This window comes from Brevibacillus reuszeri (genome assembly GCF_001187725.1).
In the GTDB taxonomy this organism is placed as follows: Bacteria; Bacillota; Bacilli; order Brevibacillales; family Brevibacillaceae; genus Brevibacillus; species Brevibacillus reuszeri.
The window spans coordinates 1549493-1565623 of sequence record NZ_LGIQ01000009.1 but is presented as its reverse complement, the minus strand read 5'-3'; the positions used below and the strand labels follow the sequence as shown (position 1 = coordinate 1565623).

Sequence of the window (16131 nt, the reverse complement as noted above, 5' to 3'; positions counted from 1 at the left end):
GACGCGGCGATAAATGTACTGGATCATCATTTTATGTACAAAAAAAGACCGCAGCCCTCTCTACGATTGGCTACGATCTTATTCAACTTCGCTTTATTCTGCACTTAGATGAGCGGCTTTTTGGCAGGTACTCCTGCTTTACGCGGATATCCCTTTGGTGTTGCCTCTACTTTTTCGATGATCACGATGTTTCTTTCACCGGCGTCTTCTAGCAGTTGGAAGGTCTCTACTTTTCGAGTCTTTCCTCCAAGCGTTTTGATTGCCTTTTTCGCTTCATTCAGCTCAGGAGTGATCTCTGCTCCTTTCAGAGCAATGAAATGGCCCCCGACCCGGGCGAACGGCAGACAAAACTCCGTCAGCAGATTCAATCGAGCTACCGCACGTGCCACCACCAAATCAAAGCCTTCCCGATAGGCTGATTCTTGCCCTCGATCCTCGGCACGTCCATGGACTGGGCGAACGTTTTCAAGTCCCAATTCATCCGCCACATGCGTAAGAAAGTTCATACGCTTGTTAAGAGAATCAATGATGGTCATTTTCAATTGTGGAAAGCAAATTTTCAATGGAATACTGGGAAATCCAGCTCCTCCGCCAATATCGACAACCGTTTGCACCTTATCAAACGGAAAGTAGAAGGCAGGCGTAATTGAATCGTAAAAATGCTTGATGTACACCTGGTCTTCTTCTGTAATTCCCGTCAAATTCATTTTTTCGTTCCATTCTACGAGCAAGTGAAAAAATTGGTCAAACTGCTCCTTCTGGCGATCTGTTAAGGAAATGCCATGCTCAGCAAGAGCCTGGGCAAATTGTTCTTTGGTCATGTGCTCTTCTCCTTACTCTGCCGCTCCCACGCGATTATACTGCTCCAAATACACCATCAACACAGAAATGTCTGCGGGAGTAACCCCGGAGATACGCGCTGCCTGACCAATGTTCAATGGACGAATGTTACTGATGTTTTCACGAGACTCTTTGGACATACCCGAAATTTGGTGGTAATCGATATGATCCGGAATACGCCGCTCCTCCATCTTTTTCATCCGCTCTACTTGCTGCAAGGACTTGCGAATGTATCCATCGTACTTGATCTGAATTTCGACCTGTTCAATGACATCCTCTGGCAATGGCTGTGGAGCAGGTGACATTTGCATGATGTGGCCGTAATTGATTTCTGGTCGACGCAGCAGCTGAGCCAGTTCAATTACTTCCGTCAATTCAGGAGAACCGGCAGCAGCCAATACTTCCTGCACCTGTGCCATGTCAGGACGGACACGTGTATTCATGACGCGCTCTTTTTCCTGTTCAATCAGTGCACGTTTTTGCTCAAAACGCTTGTAGCGATCTTCACCGATCAGACCAATTTCATAGCCGATGTCGGTAAGACGCAAATCAGCATTGTCATGACGCAATAACAAGCGATACTCTGCACGCGAAGTGAGCAAACGATATGGTTCATGCGTTCCTTTGGTCACGAGATCATCGATCAATACGCCGATATATGCCTCTTCCCGGCCCAGTACGACAGCTTCTTTGCCTTGAACGCGGCGAGCTGCATTGATTCCAGCCATCAAGCCTTGAGCCGCCGCTTCCTCATACCCCGAGGTTCCGTTGATTTGTCCCGCAGTAAACAGTCCAGGCAGCAGCTTGGTTTCCAAGGACGGCCACAGCTGCGTTGGCACGATTGAATCGTATTCAATCGCATAGCCTGGGCGCATCATTTTCACTTCTTCCATACCCGTCATCGAGCGCAGCATAGAGAGCTGTACATCCTCCGGCAGGCTGGTAGACAAGCCTTGAACGTACATTTCTTCCGTATTGCGTCCTTCTGGCTCCAGAAAGATTTGATGACGAGGCTTATCGTTGAAACGAACGACCTTATCTTCAATCGATGGGCAATAGCGTGGCCCCGTACCTTCAATCATGCCCGAATACATCGGTGCACGGTGCAGATTGCTTGTAATCAGTCCATGTGTATCTTCGTTTGTATACGTTAGCCAGCATGGGAGCTGATCAGTAATAAATTCAGTTGTTTCATAGGAAAACGCACGTGGAACCTCGTCCCCAGGCTGAATCTCCATTTTCGAGAAATCGATGCTGTGCTTGTGAACACGCGGCGGTGTCCCTGTTTTGAAACGAGTCATTTCAAATCCGAGCTCTTTCAAATGATGCGCCAGACGAATCGACGGACGCATGTTGTTCGGTCCGCTTTCGTATTGCAAATCACCCAAGATGATTTTTCCGCGCAAATACGTTCCTGTAGTCAAAACGACTGCTTTTGCCAGATAGCGTGCACCCGATTGGGTCAAAACCCCTTCACACACACCATCGTTTACGATCAATTCCTCAACCATCGCCTGACGCAAAATCAGGTTTGGTGTATTTTCGATCGTTCGTTTCATTTCATGCTGGTACGCGAATTTGTCTGCCTGTGCGCGCAAGGCATGTACAGCAGGACCTTTTCCTGTGTTGAGCATGCGCATCTGGATATGGGTTTTGTCCGTATTGCGCCCCATTTCTCCACCGAGTGCATCCAATTCCCTTACGACGTGGCCTTTTGCTGGTCCACCGACGGAAGGATTACATGGCATAAACGCAACTGCATCCAAATTGATCGTCAAAAGCAGCGTACTACATCCCATCCGCGCTGCTGACAGTGCCGCTTCACTTCCCGCATGACCAGCTCCAATTACGATGACGTCAAACGAGCCGGCTTCATACGTAGGTACAACACTCATTTTCTCTCCTCCTCCTTACTTATGAGAACTACGTTGAATATACTTTCTTTCGAATAAGACTACGTGCCCTTTGGGTGCTCCTTACTTGTGAGAACTACGTCGAATATACTTTCTTTCGAACAAGACTACGTGCCCTTTGGGTGCTCCTTACTTGTGAGAACTACGTCGAAATTACTTACCCAGACAGAACTGGGAGAATATCTGGTCAATCAAATCCTCGCCGACACTCTCACCGATCACCTCGCCGAGCAGCTCCCATGACTTTTTGATATCAATCTGAATCATATCAACCGGCATCAGATCATCAATTCCTGCCAATGCCTCATCTATCGCCCGATCCGCCTGGCGGAGCAGGTGAATATGACGAGCATTGCTCACATACGTCAGATCATCCTGCTGCACGCGACCACTGAAGAAAATCTCTCCGATCGCCTGCTCCAAAAGATCAATACCCGTTTCCTCACGAGCAGATGTCATGATTAAAGGCTGCTGCGGGAAATGCTTTTTCACTTCTTCCAAATCGACTTTTTGCGGCAAATCGAATTTGTTTACGATGACGATGACTTGAAATCCCTTGGCCGCTTCAAAAATGGCGTAATCATCAGCACTCAGCGTCTCGTTGTAATTGATGACGAGCAGGACAAGATCTGCCTTTTGCAAAAGCTGTCTGGATTTCTCTACGCCGATTTTTTCAACAATATCTTCGGTATCACGAATTCCGGCCGTATCAATCAGACGCAATGGAACACCACGTACATTGACATACTCTTCAATCACATCACGGGTTGTTCCAGCCACGTCCGTGACGATTGCTTTTTCCTCTTGGACCAGACTATTTAATAGAGACGATTTTCCTACGTTCGGTCGTCCAATAATGGCAGTTGAAAGTCCTTCACGCAAGATTTTTCCTTGCTTGGCTGTCTGCAGCAGGCGTTGAATCTCCTCTTTTACCTCTACACACTTTCCTCGCAAAAAGTTTTGAGTAAACTCTTCGACGTCATGCTCCGGGTAATCCAACGTCACTTCTATATGAGCCATCGCTTCGATCAGATTTTGGCGCAGCTGTCGAATCAGCTTGGAGAGCTTTCCCTCCACCTGATTGAGCGCGACCTTCATCGCCCTGTCTGTCTTCGCCCGAATCAAATCAATAACAGCCTCAGCCTGAGACAAGTCGACACGTCCGTTTAAAAACGCCCGCTTTGTAAACTCTCCAGGCTCAGCCAATCTGGCACCGTTATCCAAAATTAGCTCCAATACCTTCTCCACGGACACGATTCCTCCGTGACAGTTTACCTCTACGACATCCTCCCGCGTAAAAGTCCGCGGTGCCTTCATCACAGAAACCAGCACCTCTTCCACTAGCGCACCTGTCTGTGGATCATACAGATGTCCGTAGTGAATGGTATGGCTGTCCACAGTGGACAACTGCTGTTTTCCTTTGTATATCTTATCCACAACTTCGATCGCCTCCGGTCCACTTACCCGGATTACGGCAATACCGCCTTCACCCATCGGTGTCGCGACCGCCGCTATCGTATCGAATTTCATGCTATTCACCTCAAGCTTTCCACATAAAACAAGTCAGCCACTAACTTACTAGCTTAACAGATCGCCCTCAAAAATTCCAAAAGAAAGTGCAGATTTTACGGCTACTGTCATCGCCCAATAGCAAAAAGCAACCCTGCGCCTCAAGGTTGCTGCCACGCTTTTGTTATCCACAGTATGATCTTTTTCTTCCTACTCCAATCCTATCACGGATTATCCACAGTGGATAACATAAAAAACAGATAAAAAGAGTAAAAATTTGCTGCGTATGAGATTAAAAAATGTCGATACCGTTTGGTCGTGCTGATAAGTCATATGTGTGTCAAAAAAAAGAAGCCTAACGAGAGGCTTCTTTTGGTCCGATGACGATATAGCGATTGGGTTCGTCTCCTTCGCTGAAGGTAACCACATCTGCTCTTTTTTGTAAAAAGGCATGGATTACTTTCCGCTCAGCAGCCGACATAGGCTCCAAACGAACATCTCGCTTGGTAGAAAGGGCTTTTTTGGCCACCCGATCCGCGAGCTGCTCCAGCGTTTCTTTGCGACGCAGCCGATAATTTTCAGCGTCCAACGTGATGCGTACATGTTTCACCGCATGACGGTTCGCTACGACGTTTACGAGATACTGTAATGAATCAAGAGTTTGTCCCCTACGGCCAATAATGATTCCCAGATTGGTTCCCTGGATGTCAAACAGCATGCCCTCTTCAGTTGAACGTGTCTCCACTTTGGCATTTACCTTCATGTTTGACAGTACATCTTGAAGAAAGTCATGTCCCTGTGCAACCGGATCAAAGTGAAATTCTACCTCCACCTTGGCGTCCTTGGCCCCAATCAATCCAAACAAACCTCTGCTTGGTTCCTCTAGAACACGGACACTTGCCTTTTCACGCGGCACACCCAATTCCAGCAAAGCTTTCTGCACAGCATCGTCTATCGTTTTTGCCGTAGCAACCACCTTTTTCACTTGGAGGCTCCTCCCTTAGGGATAGGCTTATTACTACTATCGCGGTACAGGAAGTACGTTTGCACGATAGTGAACAGGTTACCGTACACCCAGTACAGAGACAGTGCGGAAGGCAATGTGACCGCAATCGCTAGAATCATAAGTGGCATCATGATAATCATCATTTGCATCTGCGGATTGCCCTGTGTAGCCTGACCCATCATTTTAGACTGCAAGTAAGTCGTAATTGCCGCAACGATTGGCAAGATATAGTACGGGTCTTTCTCACCCAAAGTCAGCCACAGGAAGCTCTGCTCCTTAATGGCTTCGGTACGGATAATCGCATGGTAGAACGCAATCAGGATTGGCATTTGTACCAGCATTGGCAAGCAGCCCGCTAATGGGTTGACGCCGTTCTTCTGGAAAATGGCCATAGTTTCTTGCTGCGCTTTTTGTGGATCGTTTTTGTACTTCTCACGGATTTTTTGCATTTCAGGCTGAAGCTCTTGCATTTTCTTCGAGCTCTTGATTTGCTTGACCATAAGTGGCAGTACAATCAGTCGAATGATGACTGTCGCTACCAAAATACCCAATCCGTAGTTGTTACCGAGTATTAATGCGCTCTCACTAATCAACCAGGATAGAGGATAGACTAAATACTTGTCCCAAATGCCGGTTGCGTCAGGGCCGATTGGCGCCGCAGTCTGTGGGTTACAGCCCGACAACACTAGAACCAGCAAGGTCAGCATAAGAATGCTGAGGGTGCGTCTACTCAAGGGTGATCCTCCTTTTCCCCGCTTCAATTGAGGTATGATTATTTGCGTTGATCCGGGACTGGATCAAACCCGCCCGGGTGAAACGGATGGCATTTAAGGATGCGACGAAGTGCCAACCATCCTCCCCTCCACGGACCAAATCGACGAATCGATTCGATAGCGTAGTGGGAACAGGTGGGCGCGAACCTGCATGTCGGTGGTTTCAGTGGAGAAATAAACAGTTGGTATCCACGAATCAACCCAACCATGATTTTCGCCAACATCGCTTCACCCTCTTTTTCCATTATGTACGGGTGCCTGTTTGATCACTTTGGCTCGTTTCATGACGTGCAATAGTGACTGCTCAATGGCTTCAAGGGTCATCGTTTCCACTCCTGGTCTCGCTATGATGACGAGATCAAGACCGCGTGGAATGACGGTTTCCAGACGTGCTACCGCCTCGCGTATGAGCCGCTTAACCCTGTTACGTATAACGGCGTTGCCAATTTTTTTGCTGACGGAAATCCCTGCGCGGAAAGCGGCTTGTCCCTCTTGCTTGGCTGAATATAGAACAAACTGCTTATTGGCGGCAGAGCTCCCTCGCTGAAACACGGATTGAAAGTGCTCATTTTTTTTGAGCCGGTGTGAACGATGCAAGGTAAACAACCCCTAACATCACAATTATAGTAGAAAACGCAAACAGCATCTACCAGTATATCCTTGTTTCGTTCACTTTTTTCCCATAAGTATGCTTTGTTTCAAAGAAAATTAGAAAAACACAAGAAAAGACTGCCCCAAGAATTAGCTGATACTAGCAAAGATTTCGTCGCTGATCTCATGGATCCGCTGAATCAGTCCCTCATCCGCTTGTATGAAACCGAGCTCCTTTAGCGATAAAGAAAGCTCCACGGGAAGTGACTTCCAATGCTCCTCCAGCGAACGTTCTGAATCGACGCATAAATAGAGCCAAACCGCTTCGGAAAATAAGAGGAACCAAGCTGCCTCTTCTTCCTCTTGCTGATGTAAGCGCTCTATCTTTTTTCGCAGCAGCTCATCGTTCAATGGGTCAAAGGCAAACATACCCTCAGTCTGTTGGGAGAGCAGATGAGCCCGATAGGTGGTGACCAGCTCTATTCCCTCCTGCAGATCCCGCTTGTGTGTGTACTTCTCCTTGATAAGCCTCTCTCGTTCATCTGATCGCCCGCATTCTTTCAGCAACGGGTATAGCATACGATCAGCCAATGTGCCCCGGCAAAAATAGGCGAACATCTGTAAGGCATGAATCCAGCCAGCCCATGCCGCCAAAAAAGCCGAGTAGCCACATCCTTCAGAGAGTGCCTCTTTCGCGTGCATGCTGTATTCTTCTTTGATCCTCTTTCCTTGCGCGAGCATTTTACCCCTTCCCTCTTCGGAATCAAGATAGTCTCCCATCGAGTGAAACCAGGCCAAATACCGCCCCTCAGGATCGTATATCAGTCTTGCTTCTTTTATATAGCGCCACGACCACGGCTTTTCATACACAGCCTCATCATTTGGTTTCGGATGTATATGCAGCTGAATGATCTGTCCTCTGAACTCGCAATTCTCACTCTTGTGGTCACAGATTCCCTCCACAATAATGTTCAGATCAAGATCACTATAGGCGTCTGCCTCTCCTCTACCAACTGATCCTCCCGCATATGCACACAACAAGCCTGGAAAAGCCTTTTCCTTTAGAAAGTCTCTTGCTAGCAAAATAAAAAAGTCGGTAAAATTCTCGTTCTGCTCCATCAGTTCTCCCTGCCTTTTGTCTCACCCTTTTAGTAGCTAGGTAATTAAACTCCTCCAAAAAGGGTTCCACATTTTCGCAGGACTTCCTCTTTCGCATGAACAAAGAATTTTCCGACTAAAATCGCAAACAAAAAGGCCACTGTAAGTGTGGCCTAAGCGGAAAGAACTTTTCTACCTCTTTGACGACGAGCAGCCAAAATTTTACGGCCATTTTTCGTGCTCATGCGCTTACGGAATCCATGATCCTTTTTGCGCTTACGGTTGTTAGGATTAAATGTTGGTCTCATTAACTATACACCTCCGCCTTGCACAGACATTCTTTTGCATTATAAAAACATATACCTAAAAAGTCAAGTGACAGTGGAATTCATTTACCAAGGAAAATATCCCCACAAAACTATTTCCCAAGGGCTGTGGATATCATTTTATCCACAAAAACAGATTTCGACAAGTTTATCTACAGCTTGTACACAAAATATGGACATGTGCATATGTACCAGGTACCAGAGGTTGTGTTTGTGGATAAGTATGAAAAAACCATTGATACCATGCGTTATATCTGTTATTATGTTTTTGTTTTGAAACGTGAATAACTTCAGAAGGCAAAAAAGGTTTTCCACAGCATGTGGATAAGTTTGTGGACAGATTTCCTCCATTGTGTATGTTGTTACTCACAAGGGTGAGGATAATCGTCTGCTTTTTTTCTCTTCTCCGGGTGTATTCCCTTTTTTTCGACTATTTTTATCCACAGTCGACAACCATCGACCATGTTGACAATTCGGTCGCACCTAACACGATTTTGCACTTTTTTCGTTATATTTTCGTTTGGATGAAACTATTTTACGGATGGCCCAAAAGGAGGGATTCTGGTTGGATGCAGCGATTAGCGAGCTATGGCGCAAGGTTTTGGCCAAGATAGAAAAATCGCTAAGCAAACCCAGTTTTGATACCTGGCTGAAAGCGACGAAAGCAACTACGTTAGAGGAAGATGCTCTGATAGTTGTCGCGCCCAATGACTTTGCAAGAGATTGGCTCGAAACCAGGTACGCACAACTGATTACCGATACACTATATGAAGTAACTGGTATCAATATGAAGGTAAAATTCGTCGTCTTGCAAAATCCCGACCCCGCATTTGCCGATGAACAGCCTAGCCCTCGGGTAAAAACCAGTGCTCCACCTACTGCTGCGGACGATCAACCGCCCAGTATACTGAATCCCAAATACACCTTTGACACGTTCGTCATTGGCTCCGGGAACAGATTCGCACACGCGGCCTCTCTTGCAGTCGCAGAAGCTCCAGCGAAAGCATACAATCCCCTCTTTATTTACGGGGGTGTCGGACTTGGCAAAACCCACTTGATGCATGCAATTGGCCATTATGTCATTCAGCACAATCCCTCAGCGAAAGTGGTTTATTTGTCATCTGAGAAGTTTACAAATGAGTTCATCAACTCGATTCGAGACAACAAGGCCGTCGAATTCCGCAACAAATATCGGAGCGTAGATGTCCTTTTAATTGATGATATTCAGTTCCTTGCTGGAAAAGAGTCTACCCAAGAAGAGTTTTTCCATACATTCAATGCTTTGCACGAAGAAAGCAAGCAAATTATCATCTCCTCTGACCGGCCTCCAAAAGAGATCCCGACACTAGAGGATCGTTTGCGCTCCAGATTTGAATGGGGTCTTATCACGGATATCCAGCCTCCTGATTTAGAAACACGGATCGCCATTTTGCGTAAAAAGGCGAAAGCGGAGAATCTGGACATTCCTAATGAAGTTATGGCATACATCGCTAACCAGATTGATAGCAATATTCGCGAGCTGGAAGGTGCGCTGATTCGTGTCGTTGCCTACTCTTCCCTGATTAATCGCGATATTGATACCCAACTGGCTGCGGAAGCATTGAAAGATATCATCCCGTCATCTCGCCCACGTGTGATTACGATCATAGATATTCAGCGAGCTGTGGGAGAAGCATATAATCTCAAGCTGGAAGATTTCAAAGCGAAAAAACGGACCAAAACCGTTGCTTTCCCTAGACAAATCGCGATGTACCTCTCTAGAGAGCTGACAGATGCATCTCTGCCAAAAATCGGAGACGAATTCGGTGGTCGTGACCACACAACAGTCATTCATGCCCACGAAAAAATCTCTCGTGCCCTGGCTAGTGATCCGCAAATGCAAACAACGATTCAATCGCTCATTGAAAAATTAAAAGCTCACCACTAAACCTGTGAATAACGCAAAAAGCCTATACACAACTTACCCACATGTGTATAGGCTCTCTTTAACGTAATCGATCCACATATCCACAAATCCACAGGCCCTATTACTACTTCTGTTAAAAAGATATATCCTAATAAGATATGAAAGAGGCGCAGCCATTATGCACGAGCTCGCAAAAAAATGGCGCCTACAAAGAGGGAGGAACAATCGATGCATATTACCGTTCAGCGAGACAAGCTATCCAATGCCGTATCGCATGTTAGCAAAGCGGTTTCCAGCCGAACAACTATTCCGATTTTAACCGGGATCAAGATAAAAACGGATGATGAAGGACTTACCCTGACTGCAAGTGATTCTGATGTATCCATTGAGGTTCAAATTCCTTTGGAAGAAGCAGGAGAATGGGGAGTTACGATTCACAAACCTGGTAGCATCGTGCTGACAGCTCGCATTTTCAGTGAGATCGTGCGCAAGCTGCCTAGTAACGAAATTCACATCCAGGTGGATGATCGTTTGGTGACGCAAATCCGTTCGGGTCAAGCTGAATTTACAATCAACGGGATGGATGCAAGCGAATTCCCTCAATTGCCACACCTGGAAGAGGATAAAGTATTCAGTGTTCCCTGTGATCTTCTGAAAGCTATGATTCGACAAACCGTTTTTGGTGTTTCGACATCTGAAATGCGTCCCATTTTGACCGGTTTGATGTGGTCGCTTGATCAAGGAGAGCTGCGCTTTGTTGCTACAGATAGCCACCGTTTGGCTAGTCGTACAGCAATGGTGGAATGCCCTGATGATCTTTCCTTTCATAACGTTGTCGTACCGGGTAAAAGTTGCAATGAACTGGTAAAAATATTGGATGATGACCAAAATCCTGCTGATATCGTCGTAGCAGAAAACCAGATTCTGGTGAAGTCGAAACATATTCTGTTCTACTCCCGTCTGTTGGAGGGAACCTATCCTGACACGACTCGAATCATTCCACAAGGCAGCAAAACCGAAATTACTGTGAGCACCAAGGAATTGCTGCAATCGATCGAGCGCGCTTCCTTGCTCAGTCGCGAAGGAAAATCCAACGTAGTCAAGCTGGTTACGTTGTCTGACGGCACTGTCGAAATTACCTCAAATGCACCCGAAATTGGGAAAGTAACAGATATTTTGTTACCAAAAGCGATGAATGGCGAGGAACTCAAGATCTCTTTCAACGCCAAGTATATGATTGATGCACTGCGCGCGATCGATAGCACAGAAATCAAAGCAAGCTTTACTGGTCCGATGAGTCCGTTCGTTATTCGTCCGACAGACCACGACTGGATGCTGCATCTGATCCTGCCAGTACGCACTTACTAAGCATTTTTTCGTAAAAGGTTGTTTTTACGTAAAAGAAAGGAGCCAAACCATGGGTGAGGTTTCCATCAAGACCGACTATATAACTCTTGGGCAATTTTTGAAGCTGGCGGAAGTCATTGACACAGGCGGTATGGCAAAAGCATTTTTGGCCGAAGTACCGATCCAGATTAACGGTGAGCTGGATAACCGTCGTGGCCGCAAGCTATATCCTGGCGATGAAGTGGCGATTGAAGGCTTTGGCCGCTATCAAGTAGTACGCCCCTGAGAGGAGAGCGTGATTCTTGTTTCTCAAGAACCTTTCGCTAACCAACTATCGCAATTACGAATCCCTGTCCCTGTCTTTTGACGGTCAGATTCAGCTCTTTATTGGCAACAATGCGCAAGGAAAAACCAATGTTCTGGAATCCATATACGTTTTGGCCCTGGCCAAATCCCATCGAACGCCCCGCGATAAGGAGCTGATCGGCTGGGAGGCTGATTATGCCGCTATCCGTAGCGATGTTCTTCGTCGCTACGGTTCTGTTCGTTTGGAGCTGCAGTTGACAGCGAAGGGAAAGCGAGCCAAAATCAACGGAATGGAACAGCAGAAGCTCAGTGCCTATGTTGGAGCTTTGAATGTCGTTATGTTTGCCCCGGAGGATTTGTCCATCGTCAAAGGAGCTCCTGCGCAGCGCAGACGATTTATTGATATGGAAATAGGACAGGTTTCTCCGACATATCTATATTATTTAAGCAATTACAACAAGGTGCTGGCCCAGCGAAATCAGCTTTTGAAGGATCTGGGAATGAAAAAAAGTAACTCGCTGGAAATGCTGGCAATTTGGAATACCCAATTAGCTGATTTAGCGGTAAAATTGTTACGGAAGCGATTTGAGTTTATTCGGAAGCTGGAAACGTGGGCACAAGAAATCCACACTGGCATTACCGATGGGAGGGAATTGCTTTCTTTGCATTACCAAAACTCTTCGCCAGTTACGGAAGAGATGTCGGCAGAACAGGCTGTCGATCAGCTGCTCGCTGCTTATGAAGAAGTTCGGGACCGAGAGATCATGCGGGGAAGCACCATGATTGGGCCACACCGTGATGATTTTTCACTTAAAATGAACAACATGGATGTACAAACGTACGGTTCGCAGGGGCAGCAGCGTACCAGTGCGCTGTCCATCAAATTGGCCGAAATTGAGCTAATAAAAGAAGAAGTGGGCGAATACCCGGTTCTTTTGTTGGATGATGTCTTGTCAGAGTTAGATGAACATCGACAGACACTGTTACTCGAAACCATCAAGGATCGGGTACAGACGTTTGTAAGCACAACGGGTGTGGAAGGCTTAAAGCATCAGGTTCTCCAGCAAGCCTCTCGTTTCTACGTGAAGGAAGGGAAAATCTCGGGAGAAAGGTAGGGGATCAGGGATGTTTATACACATTGGTGGAGATACTGTGGTGAGCACGAAGGAAGTGATTTCCATTCTTGATCATCAGACGGTGAAATCCTCGAAAATCAATAAGGCTTTCTTGCTTGAAAAACGGAAAACCGTTGTGGATCACAGCGAGGAAGAAACCAAGTCGTATGTGATCACCCAAGATGCCATATACTGTTCACCTATTTCTTCTCTGACGCTAAAGCGACGCGCTCAGTTCGTGGACAGCTTGGATCAGGTTCCCTTAGTACAAGCTGAAGTGGAGGAGTTGACTTAAGTAGTGGATCAAGTGACGACGAAAGATACAAACTACGATGCTAGTCAGATTCAGGTGCTGGAAGGGTTAGAGGCAGTTCGGAAACGTCCCGGCATGTACATCGGTTCGACCAGCGGCCGCGGTTTGCATCACCTGGTATGGGAGATTGTCGACAACGCCATCGACGAAGCGCTTGCCGGTTACTGTGACGATATTTTGGTAGTCATTCAGCCGGACAACTCCATAGCTGTAACCGATAATGGCCGGGGGATTCCAACCGGTATTCATGAAAAGACAGGGAAATCAACGGTAGAAACCGTTTTGACCGTTCTGCATGCCGGTGGTAAATTTGGCGGCGGCGGGTACAAGGTTTCCGGTGGTCTCCATGGTGTAGGTAGCTCGGTTGTGAACGCGCTCTCCGAGTGGATGGAAGTTGAAGTTAAGCAAAACGGCAGCATTTATCACATGCGTTTTAGCGTAGGTGCTCCTGAAGCGGATCTCGCTATCATTGGGGAAACCGAAGAGACAGGAACCAAGGTTACGTTTAAGCCAGACCCGACTATCTTTACCGAGACAACCGTTTTTGAATATGACATTTTGCAAAAACGGATTCGCGAGCTCGCTTTCCTAAACAAGGGACTGCGAATTACGCTAAGAGACGCACGTCCTGAACAGGAGCGGGAGGAATCGTTCCATTACGAGGGCGGTATCGTGCAATTCGTTGAGTACCTGAACAAAAACAGGGAAGCATTGCATGAAGAGGTTATTTATTGTGAGGGAGAAAAAGATGGTCTGCTGGTCGAAGTAGCGATTCAATACAATGACAGCTACGTCAGCAACATTTACTCTTTTGCCAACAATATCAATACACATGAGGGTGGAACGCACGAAACAGGCTTTAAAACAGCCCTTACCCGTGTGATCAACGACTATAGCCGCAAGTTTAATTTCTTGAAGGAAAAAGATCAGAATCTCTCCGGCGATGATGTCCGTGAAGGGATTACCGCGATCATTTCCGTAAAAATTCAAGAGCCTCAATTCGAAGGACAAACGAAAACAAAGCTGGGCAACTCGGAAGCTCGCAGTATTACAGAGTCTGTTTTCGGCGATCGTTTCAATAGCTTCATGGAGGAAAATCCGGGAGTAGCGAAAAAGGTCGTTGAAAAGGCATTGATGGCTGCAAGAGCGCGTGAAGCAGCGAAAAAAGCTCGTGAAATGACTCGCCGCAAGAGTGCTCTGGAAGTAAGTGCTTTGCCGGGTAAACTGGCGGATTGCTCTTCCAAAGACGCGTCTGAGTCCGAGCTGTTCATTGTAGAGGGAGACTCTGCTGGCGGATCAGCTAAATCTGGCCGTGATCGCCACTTCCAGGCAATCCTGCCTTTGCGCGGTAAAGTCTTGAACGTGGAAAAAGCGCGTTTGGACAAAATTCTTGGTAATAATGAGATTCGCATGATCATTACGGCACTTGGTACCGGGGTTGGCGAAGATTTTGATATTACCAAAGCGCGCTATCACAAGGTAGTAATCATGACGGATGCCGATGTCGATGGATCTCACATCCGTACGCTTCTTTTGACTTTCTTCTATCGTTACATGAGACAGCTTATTGAAGCGGGGTATATTTATATTGCACAGCCGCCTCTCTTTAGCATTAAGCAAGGAAAGCAGCTGCACTATGCTTATACCGACAAGCAGCGGGATGAGATTCTCTCAACGCTGAAAACGATGCCGAAGCCAAACATCCAGCGCTATAAAGGGTTGGGTGAGATGAACGCGGATCAGCTGTGGGATACAACTATGGATCCTAACGTGCGTACACTCCTGCAAGTGAATCTGGAGGATGCGATGGAATCCGATATGGTTTTTGAAACTCTCATGGGTGATGAAGTAGAGCCTCGTAGAGAATTTATCGAGCAGTATGCTTCTACCGTACGCGATCTCGATATTTAATCATGTAGGAAGACTCAGCTATTCTAGCGATGTATTCTGATACATGCTAGGATAGCTGAGTTTCTTTTTATTGTTTATGCACTTCAGAAAAATTTTTAGCAGAGTCGGTAAAAAAAATCAAATTTTCTATTGCAATGAAATAAAATCCATGCTAGATTATAGATCTAGAGGGAACACGGGCCTATAGCTCAGTTGGTTAGAGCGCACGCCTGATAAGCGTGAGGTCGGCTGTTCGAGTCAGCCTAGGCCCACCATTATCTACTTCTTACATAAGTAAAACAAAGCAAATAGCATTACCCTTTCATGGGGCTGTAGCTCAGTTGGGAGAGCGCCTGCCTTGCAAGCAGGAGGTCATCGGTTCGATCCCGTTCAGCTCCACCACATAATTATTCCTCGGTAGCTCAGTTGGTAGAGCAATCGGCTGTTAACCGATCGGTCGGCGGTTCGAGTCCGTCCCGAGGAGCCACTTTTACAACTCATAATCCTGGCCCGTTGGTGAAGCGGTTTAACACAGCAGCCTTTCACGCTGTCATACAGGGGTTCGAATCCCCTACGGGTCACCATACCATACCTCGCAAAGTGAAGCTGATATTTTTATTATCTTTCAGTTGTCGGGGTCCCCGAAAAGTAATCGGTGTTGCTACAACGCTGCGCTTCACTTTTTGGGGCATTTGGAGGCTTAGCTCAGCTGGGAGAGCATCTGCCTTACAAGCAGAGGGTCGGCGGTTCGATCCCGTCAGCCTCCACCACTTTTACAAAACGAATCAATCAGTATGGAGCTGTGGTGAAGTTGGAGTTCACGCCGGTCTGTCACACCGGAGGTCGCGGGTTCGAGTCCCGTCAGCTCCGCCATTCTTACTCAAGCAATGGTGGAACAAAAATGCTTGAGGCTCGGTAGCTCAGTCGGTAGAGCAGAGGACTGAAAATCCTCGTGTCGGCGGTTCGATTCCGTCCCGAGCCACCATCTATAAACTAAATATGCCGGTATAGCTCAATTGGTAGAGCACCTGACTTGTAATCAGGGGGTTGTGGGTTCAAGTCCTATTGCCGGCACCACCAATTACCTTGAAAGCAAATTATGTATCTTGTATGTATGATGCTTCTCTGGGAAATGATGGGGAGATAGTGAAGTGGCTAAACACGGCAGACTGTAAATCTGCTCCCTCCGGGTTCGGCG

General features: G+C 46.8%; 15 protein-coding genes and 8 tRNA genes. 14 read left to right on the top strand and 9 right to left on the bottom strand.

The window, feature by feature from the left end:
- Window positions 1-104: 104 nt before the first annotated feature.
- From rsmG to rpmH, 9 genes are all read right to left on the bottom strand, one after another.
- Complete coding sequence (gene rsmG / locus ADS79_RS21840; protein ID WP_049740463.1) at window positions 105-821, bottom strand: 16S rRNA (guanine(527)-N(7))-methyltransferase RsmG; 717 nt, start codon at window positions 819-821, stop codon at window positions 105-107.
- Between the two features lie 12 nt (window positions 822-833).
- Complete coding sequence (gene mnmG / locus ADS79_RS21835) at window positions 834-2735, bottom strand: tRNA uridine-5-carboxymethylaminomethyl(34) synthesis enzyme MnmG (RefSeq protein WP_049740462.1); 1902 nt, start codon at window positions 2733-2735, stop codon at window positions 834-836.
- Between the two features lie 171 nt (window positions 2736-2906).
- Window positions 2907-4283, bottom strand: coding sequence for a tRNA uridine-5-carboxymethylaminomethyl(34) synthesis GTPase MnmE (gene mnmE, locus ADS79_RS21830; protein WP_049740461.1), 1377 nt, complete (start codon window positions 4281-4283; stop codon window positions 2907-2909).
- Window positions 4284-4617: 334 nt separating this feature from the next.
- Entirely contained in the window at window positions 4618-5247 is a 630-nt protein-coding gene (gene jag, locus ADS79_RS21825; protein ID WP_049740460.1) for an RNA-binding cell elongation regulator Jag/EloR, read from the bottom strand.
- The gene (yidC, locus tag ADS79_RS21820; protein WP_049740459.1) at window positions 5244-6002 is read right to left on the bottom strand and encodes a membrane protein insertase YidC; all 759 of its coding nucleotides are present in this window, start codon (window positions 6000-6002) and stop codon (window positions 5244-5246) included. The genes jag and yidC overlap by 4 nt, the downstream gene beginning before the upstream one ends.
- A 38-nt stretch (window positions 6003-6040) precedes the next feature.
- Window positions 6041-6265 carry a membrane protein insertion efficiency factor YidD gene (yidD, locus tag ADS79_RS34595; RefSeq protein WP_084766017.1) on the bottom strand — a complete coding sequence of 75 codons (225 nt, stop codon included), beginning with the start codon at window positions 6263-6265 and terminating at the stop codon, window positions 6041-6043.
- A gap of 4 nt (window positions 6266-6269) precedes the next feature.
- Window positions 6270-6638: a ribonuclease P protein component gene (gene rnpA / locus ADS79_RS21815; RefSeq protein ID WP_049740458.1), complete on the bottom strand. Its 369-nt coding sequence runs from the start codon at window positions 6636-6638 to the stop codon at window positions 6270-6272.
- 144 nt (window positions 6639-6782) lie between these two features.
- Entirely contained in the window at window positions 6783-7751 is a 969-nt protein-coding gene (locus tag ADS79_RS21810; RefSeq protein ID WP_049740457.1) for a nucleotidyltransferase family protein, read from the bottom strand.
- Window positions 7752-7903: 152 nt separating this feature from the next.
- Window positions 7904-8038 carry a 50S ribosomal protein L34 gene (rpmH, locus tag ADS79_RS34590; RefSeq protein WP_084766016.1) on the bottom strand — a complete coding sequence of 45 codons (135 nt, stop codon included), beginning with the start codon at window positions 8036-8038 and terminating at the stop codon, window positions 7904-7906.
- Window positions 8039-8621: 583 nt separating this feature from the next.
- On the opposite strand from rpmH, the gene dnaA reads away from it, so the two are divergent.
- The 14 genes from dnaA (at window position 8622) to ADS79_RS21735 (ending at window position 16010) form a co-directional block, all read left to right on the top strand.
- Window positions 8622-9983 (top strand): chromosomal replication initiator protein DnaA, encoded by a 1362-nt coding sequence (gene dnaA, locus ADS79_RS21800; RefSeq protein ID WP_049740455.1) that lies wholly within the window; start codon window positions 8622-8624, stop codon window positions 9981-9983.
- 207 nt (window positions 9984-10190) lie between these two features.
- Window positions 10191-11330, top strand: a complete 1140-nt coding sequence (dnaN, locus tag ADS79_RS21795; RefSeq protein ID WP_049740454.1) for a DNA polymerase III subunit beta — start codon at window positions 10191-10193, stop codon at window positions 11328-11330.
- 49 nt (window positions 11331-11379) lie between these two features.
- Window positions 11380-11595, top strand: coding sequence for a S4 domain-containing protein YaaA (yaaA, locus tag ADS79_RS21790; protein WP_049740453.1), 216 nt, complete (start codon window positions 11380-11382; stop codon window positions 11593-11595).
- 16 nt (window positions 11596-11611) lie between these two features.
- Window positions 11612-12730: a DNA replication/repair protein RecF gene (gene recF, locus ADS79_RS21785; RefSeq protein ID WP_049740452.1), complete on the top strand. Its 1119-nt coding sequence runs from the start codon at window positions 11612-11614 to the stop codon at window positions 12728-12730.
- 10 nt (window positions 12731-12740) lie between these two features.
- Window positions 12741-13025 (top strand): extracellular matrix regulator RemB, encoded by a 285-nt coding sequence (remB, locus tag ADS79_RS21780; RefSeq protein ID WP_049740451.1) that lies wholly within the window; start codon window positions 12741-12743, stop codon window positions 13023-13025.
- Window positions 13026-13028: 3 nt separating this feature from the next.
- Entirely contained in the window at window positions 13029-14954 is a 1926-nt protein-coding gene (gene gyrB / locus ADS79_RS21775; protein ID WP_049740450.1) for a DNA topoisomerase (ATP-hydrolyzing) subunit B, read from the top strand.
- A gap of 177 nt (window positions 14955-15131) precedes the next feature.
- Window positions 15132-15208, top strand: a tRNA-Ile gene (locus ADS79_RS21770).
- 51 nt (window positions 15209-15259) lie between these two features.
- Window positions 15260-15335 (top strand) — tRNA-Ala (locus ADS79_RS21765).
- Between the two features lie 9 nt (window positions 15336-15344).
- Window positions 15345-15420 (top strand) — tRNA-Asn (locus tag ADS79_RS21760).
- Between the two features lie 20 nt (window positions 15421-15440).
- Window positions 15441-15517, top strand: a tRNA-Glu gene (locus ADS79_RS21755).
- Between the two features lie 110 nt (window positions 15518-15627).
- Window positions 15628-15703: transfer RNA gene (locus ADS79_RS21750), tRNA-Val, on the top strand.
- 26 nt (window positions 15704-15729) lie between these two features.
- Window positions 15730-15806: transfer RNA gene (locus ADS79_RS21745), tRNA-Asp, on the top strand.
- A gap of 36 nt (window positions 15807-15842) precedes the next feature.
- A tRNA-Phe gene (locus ADS79_RS21740) sits at window positions 15843-15918 on the top strand.
- Window positions 15919-15934: 16 nt separating this feature from the next.
- A tRNA-Thr gene (locus tag ADS79_RS21735) sits at window positions 15935-16010 on the top strand.
- Window positions 16011-16131 lie beyond the last annotated feature (121 nt).

Coding starts and splice junctions, on each gene's coding strand:
- rpmH (WP_084766016.1), bottom strand. CDS start 8,038: ATGAGACCAACATTTAATCCTAACAACCGTAAGCGCAAAAAGGATCAT.
- yaaA (WP_049740453.1), top strand. CDS start 11,380: ATGGGTGAGGTTTCCATCAAGACCGACTATATAACTCTTGGGCAATTT.
- mnmG (WP_049740462.1), bottom strand. CDS start 2,735: ATGAGTGTTGTACCTACGTATGAAGCCGGCTCGTTTGACGTCATCGTA.
- yidD (WP_084766017.1), bottom strand. CDS start 6,265: ATGTTGGCGAAAATCATGGTTGGGTTGATTCGTGGATACCAACTGTTT.
- remB (WP_049740451.1), top strand. CDS start 12,741: ATGTTTATACACATTGGTGGAGATACTGTGGTGAGCACGAAGGAAGTG.
- ADS79_RS21810 (WP_049740457.1), bottom strand. CDS start 7,751: ATGGAGCAGAACGAGAATTTTACCGACTTTTTTATTTTGCTAGCAAGA.
- rsmG (WP_049740463.1), bottom strand. CDS start 821: ATGACCAAAGAACAATTTGCCCAGGCTCTTGCTGAGCATGGCATTTCC.
- dnaN (WP_049740454.1), top strand. CDS start 10,191: ATGCATATTACCGTTCAGCGAGACAAGCTATCCAATGCCGTATCGCAT.
- mnmE (WP_049740461.1), bottom strand. CDS start 4,283: ATGAAATTCGATACGATAGCGGCGGTCGCGACACCGATGGGTGAAGGC.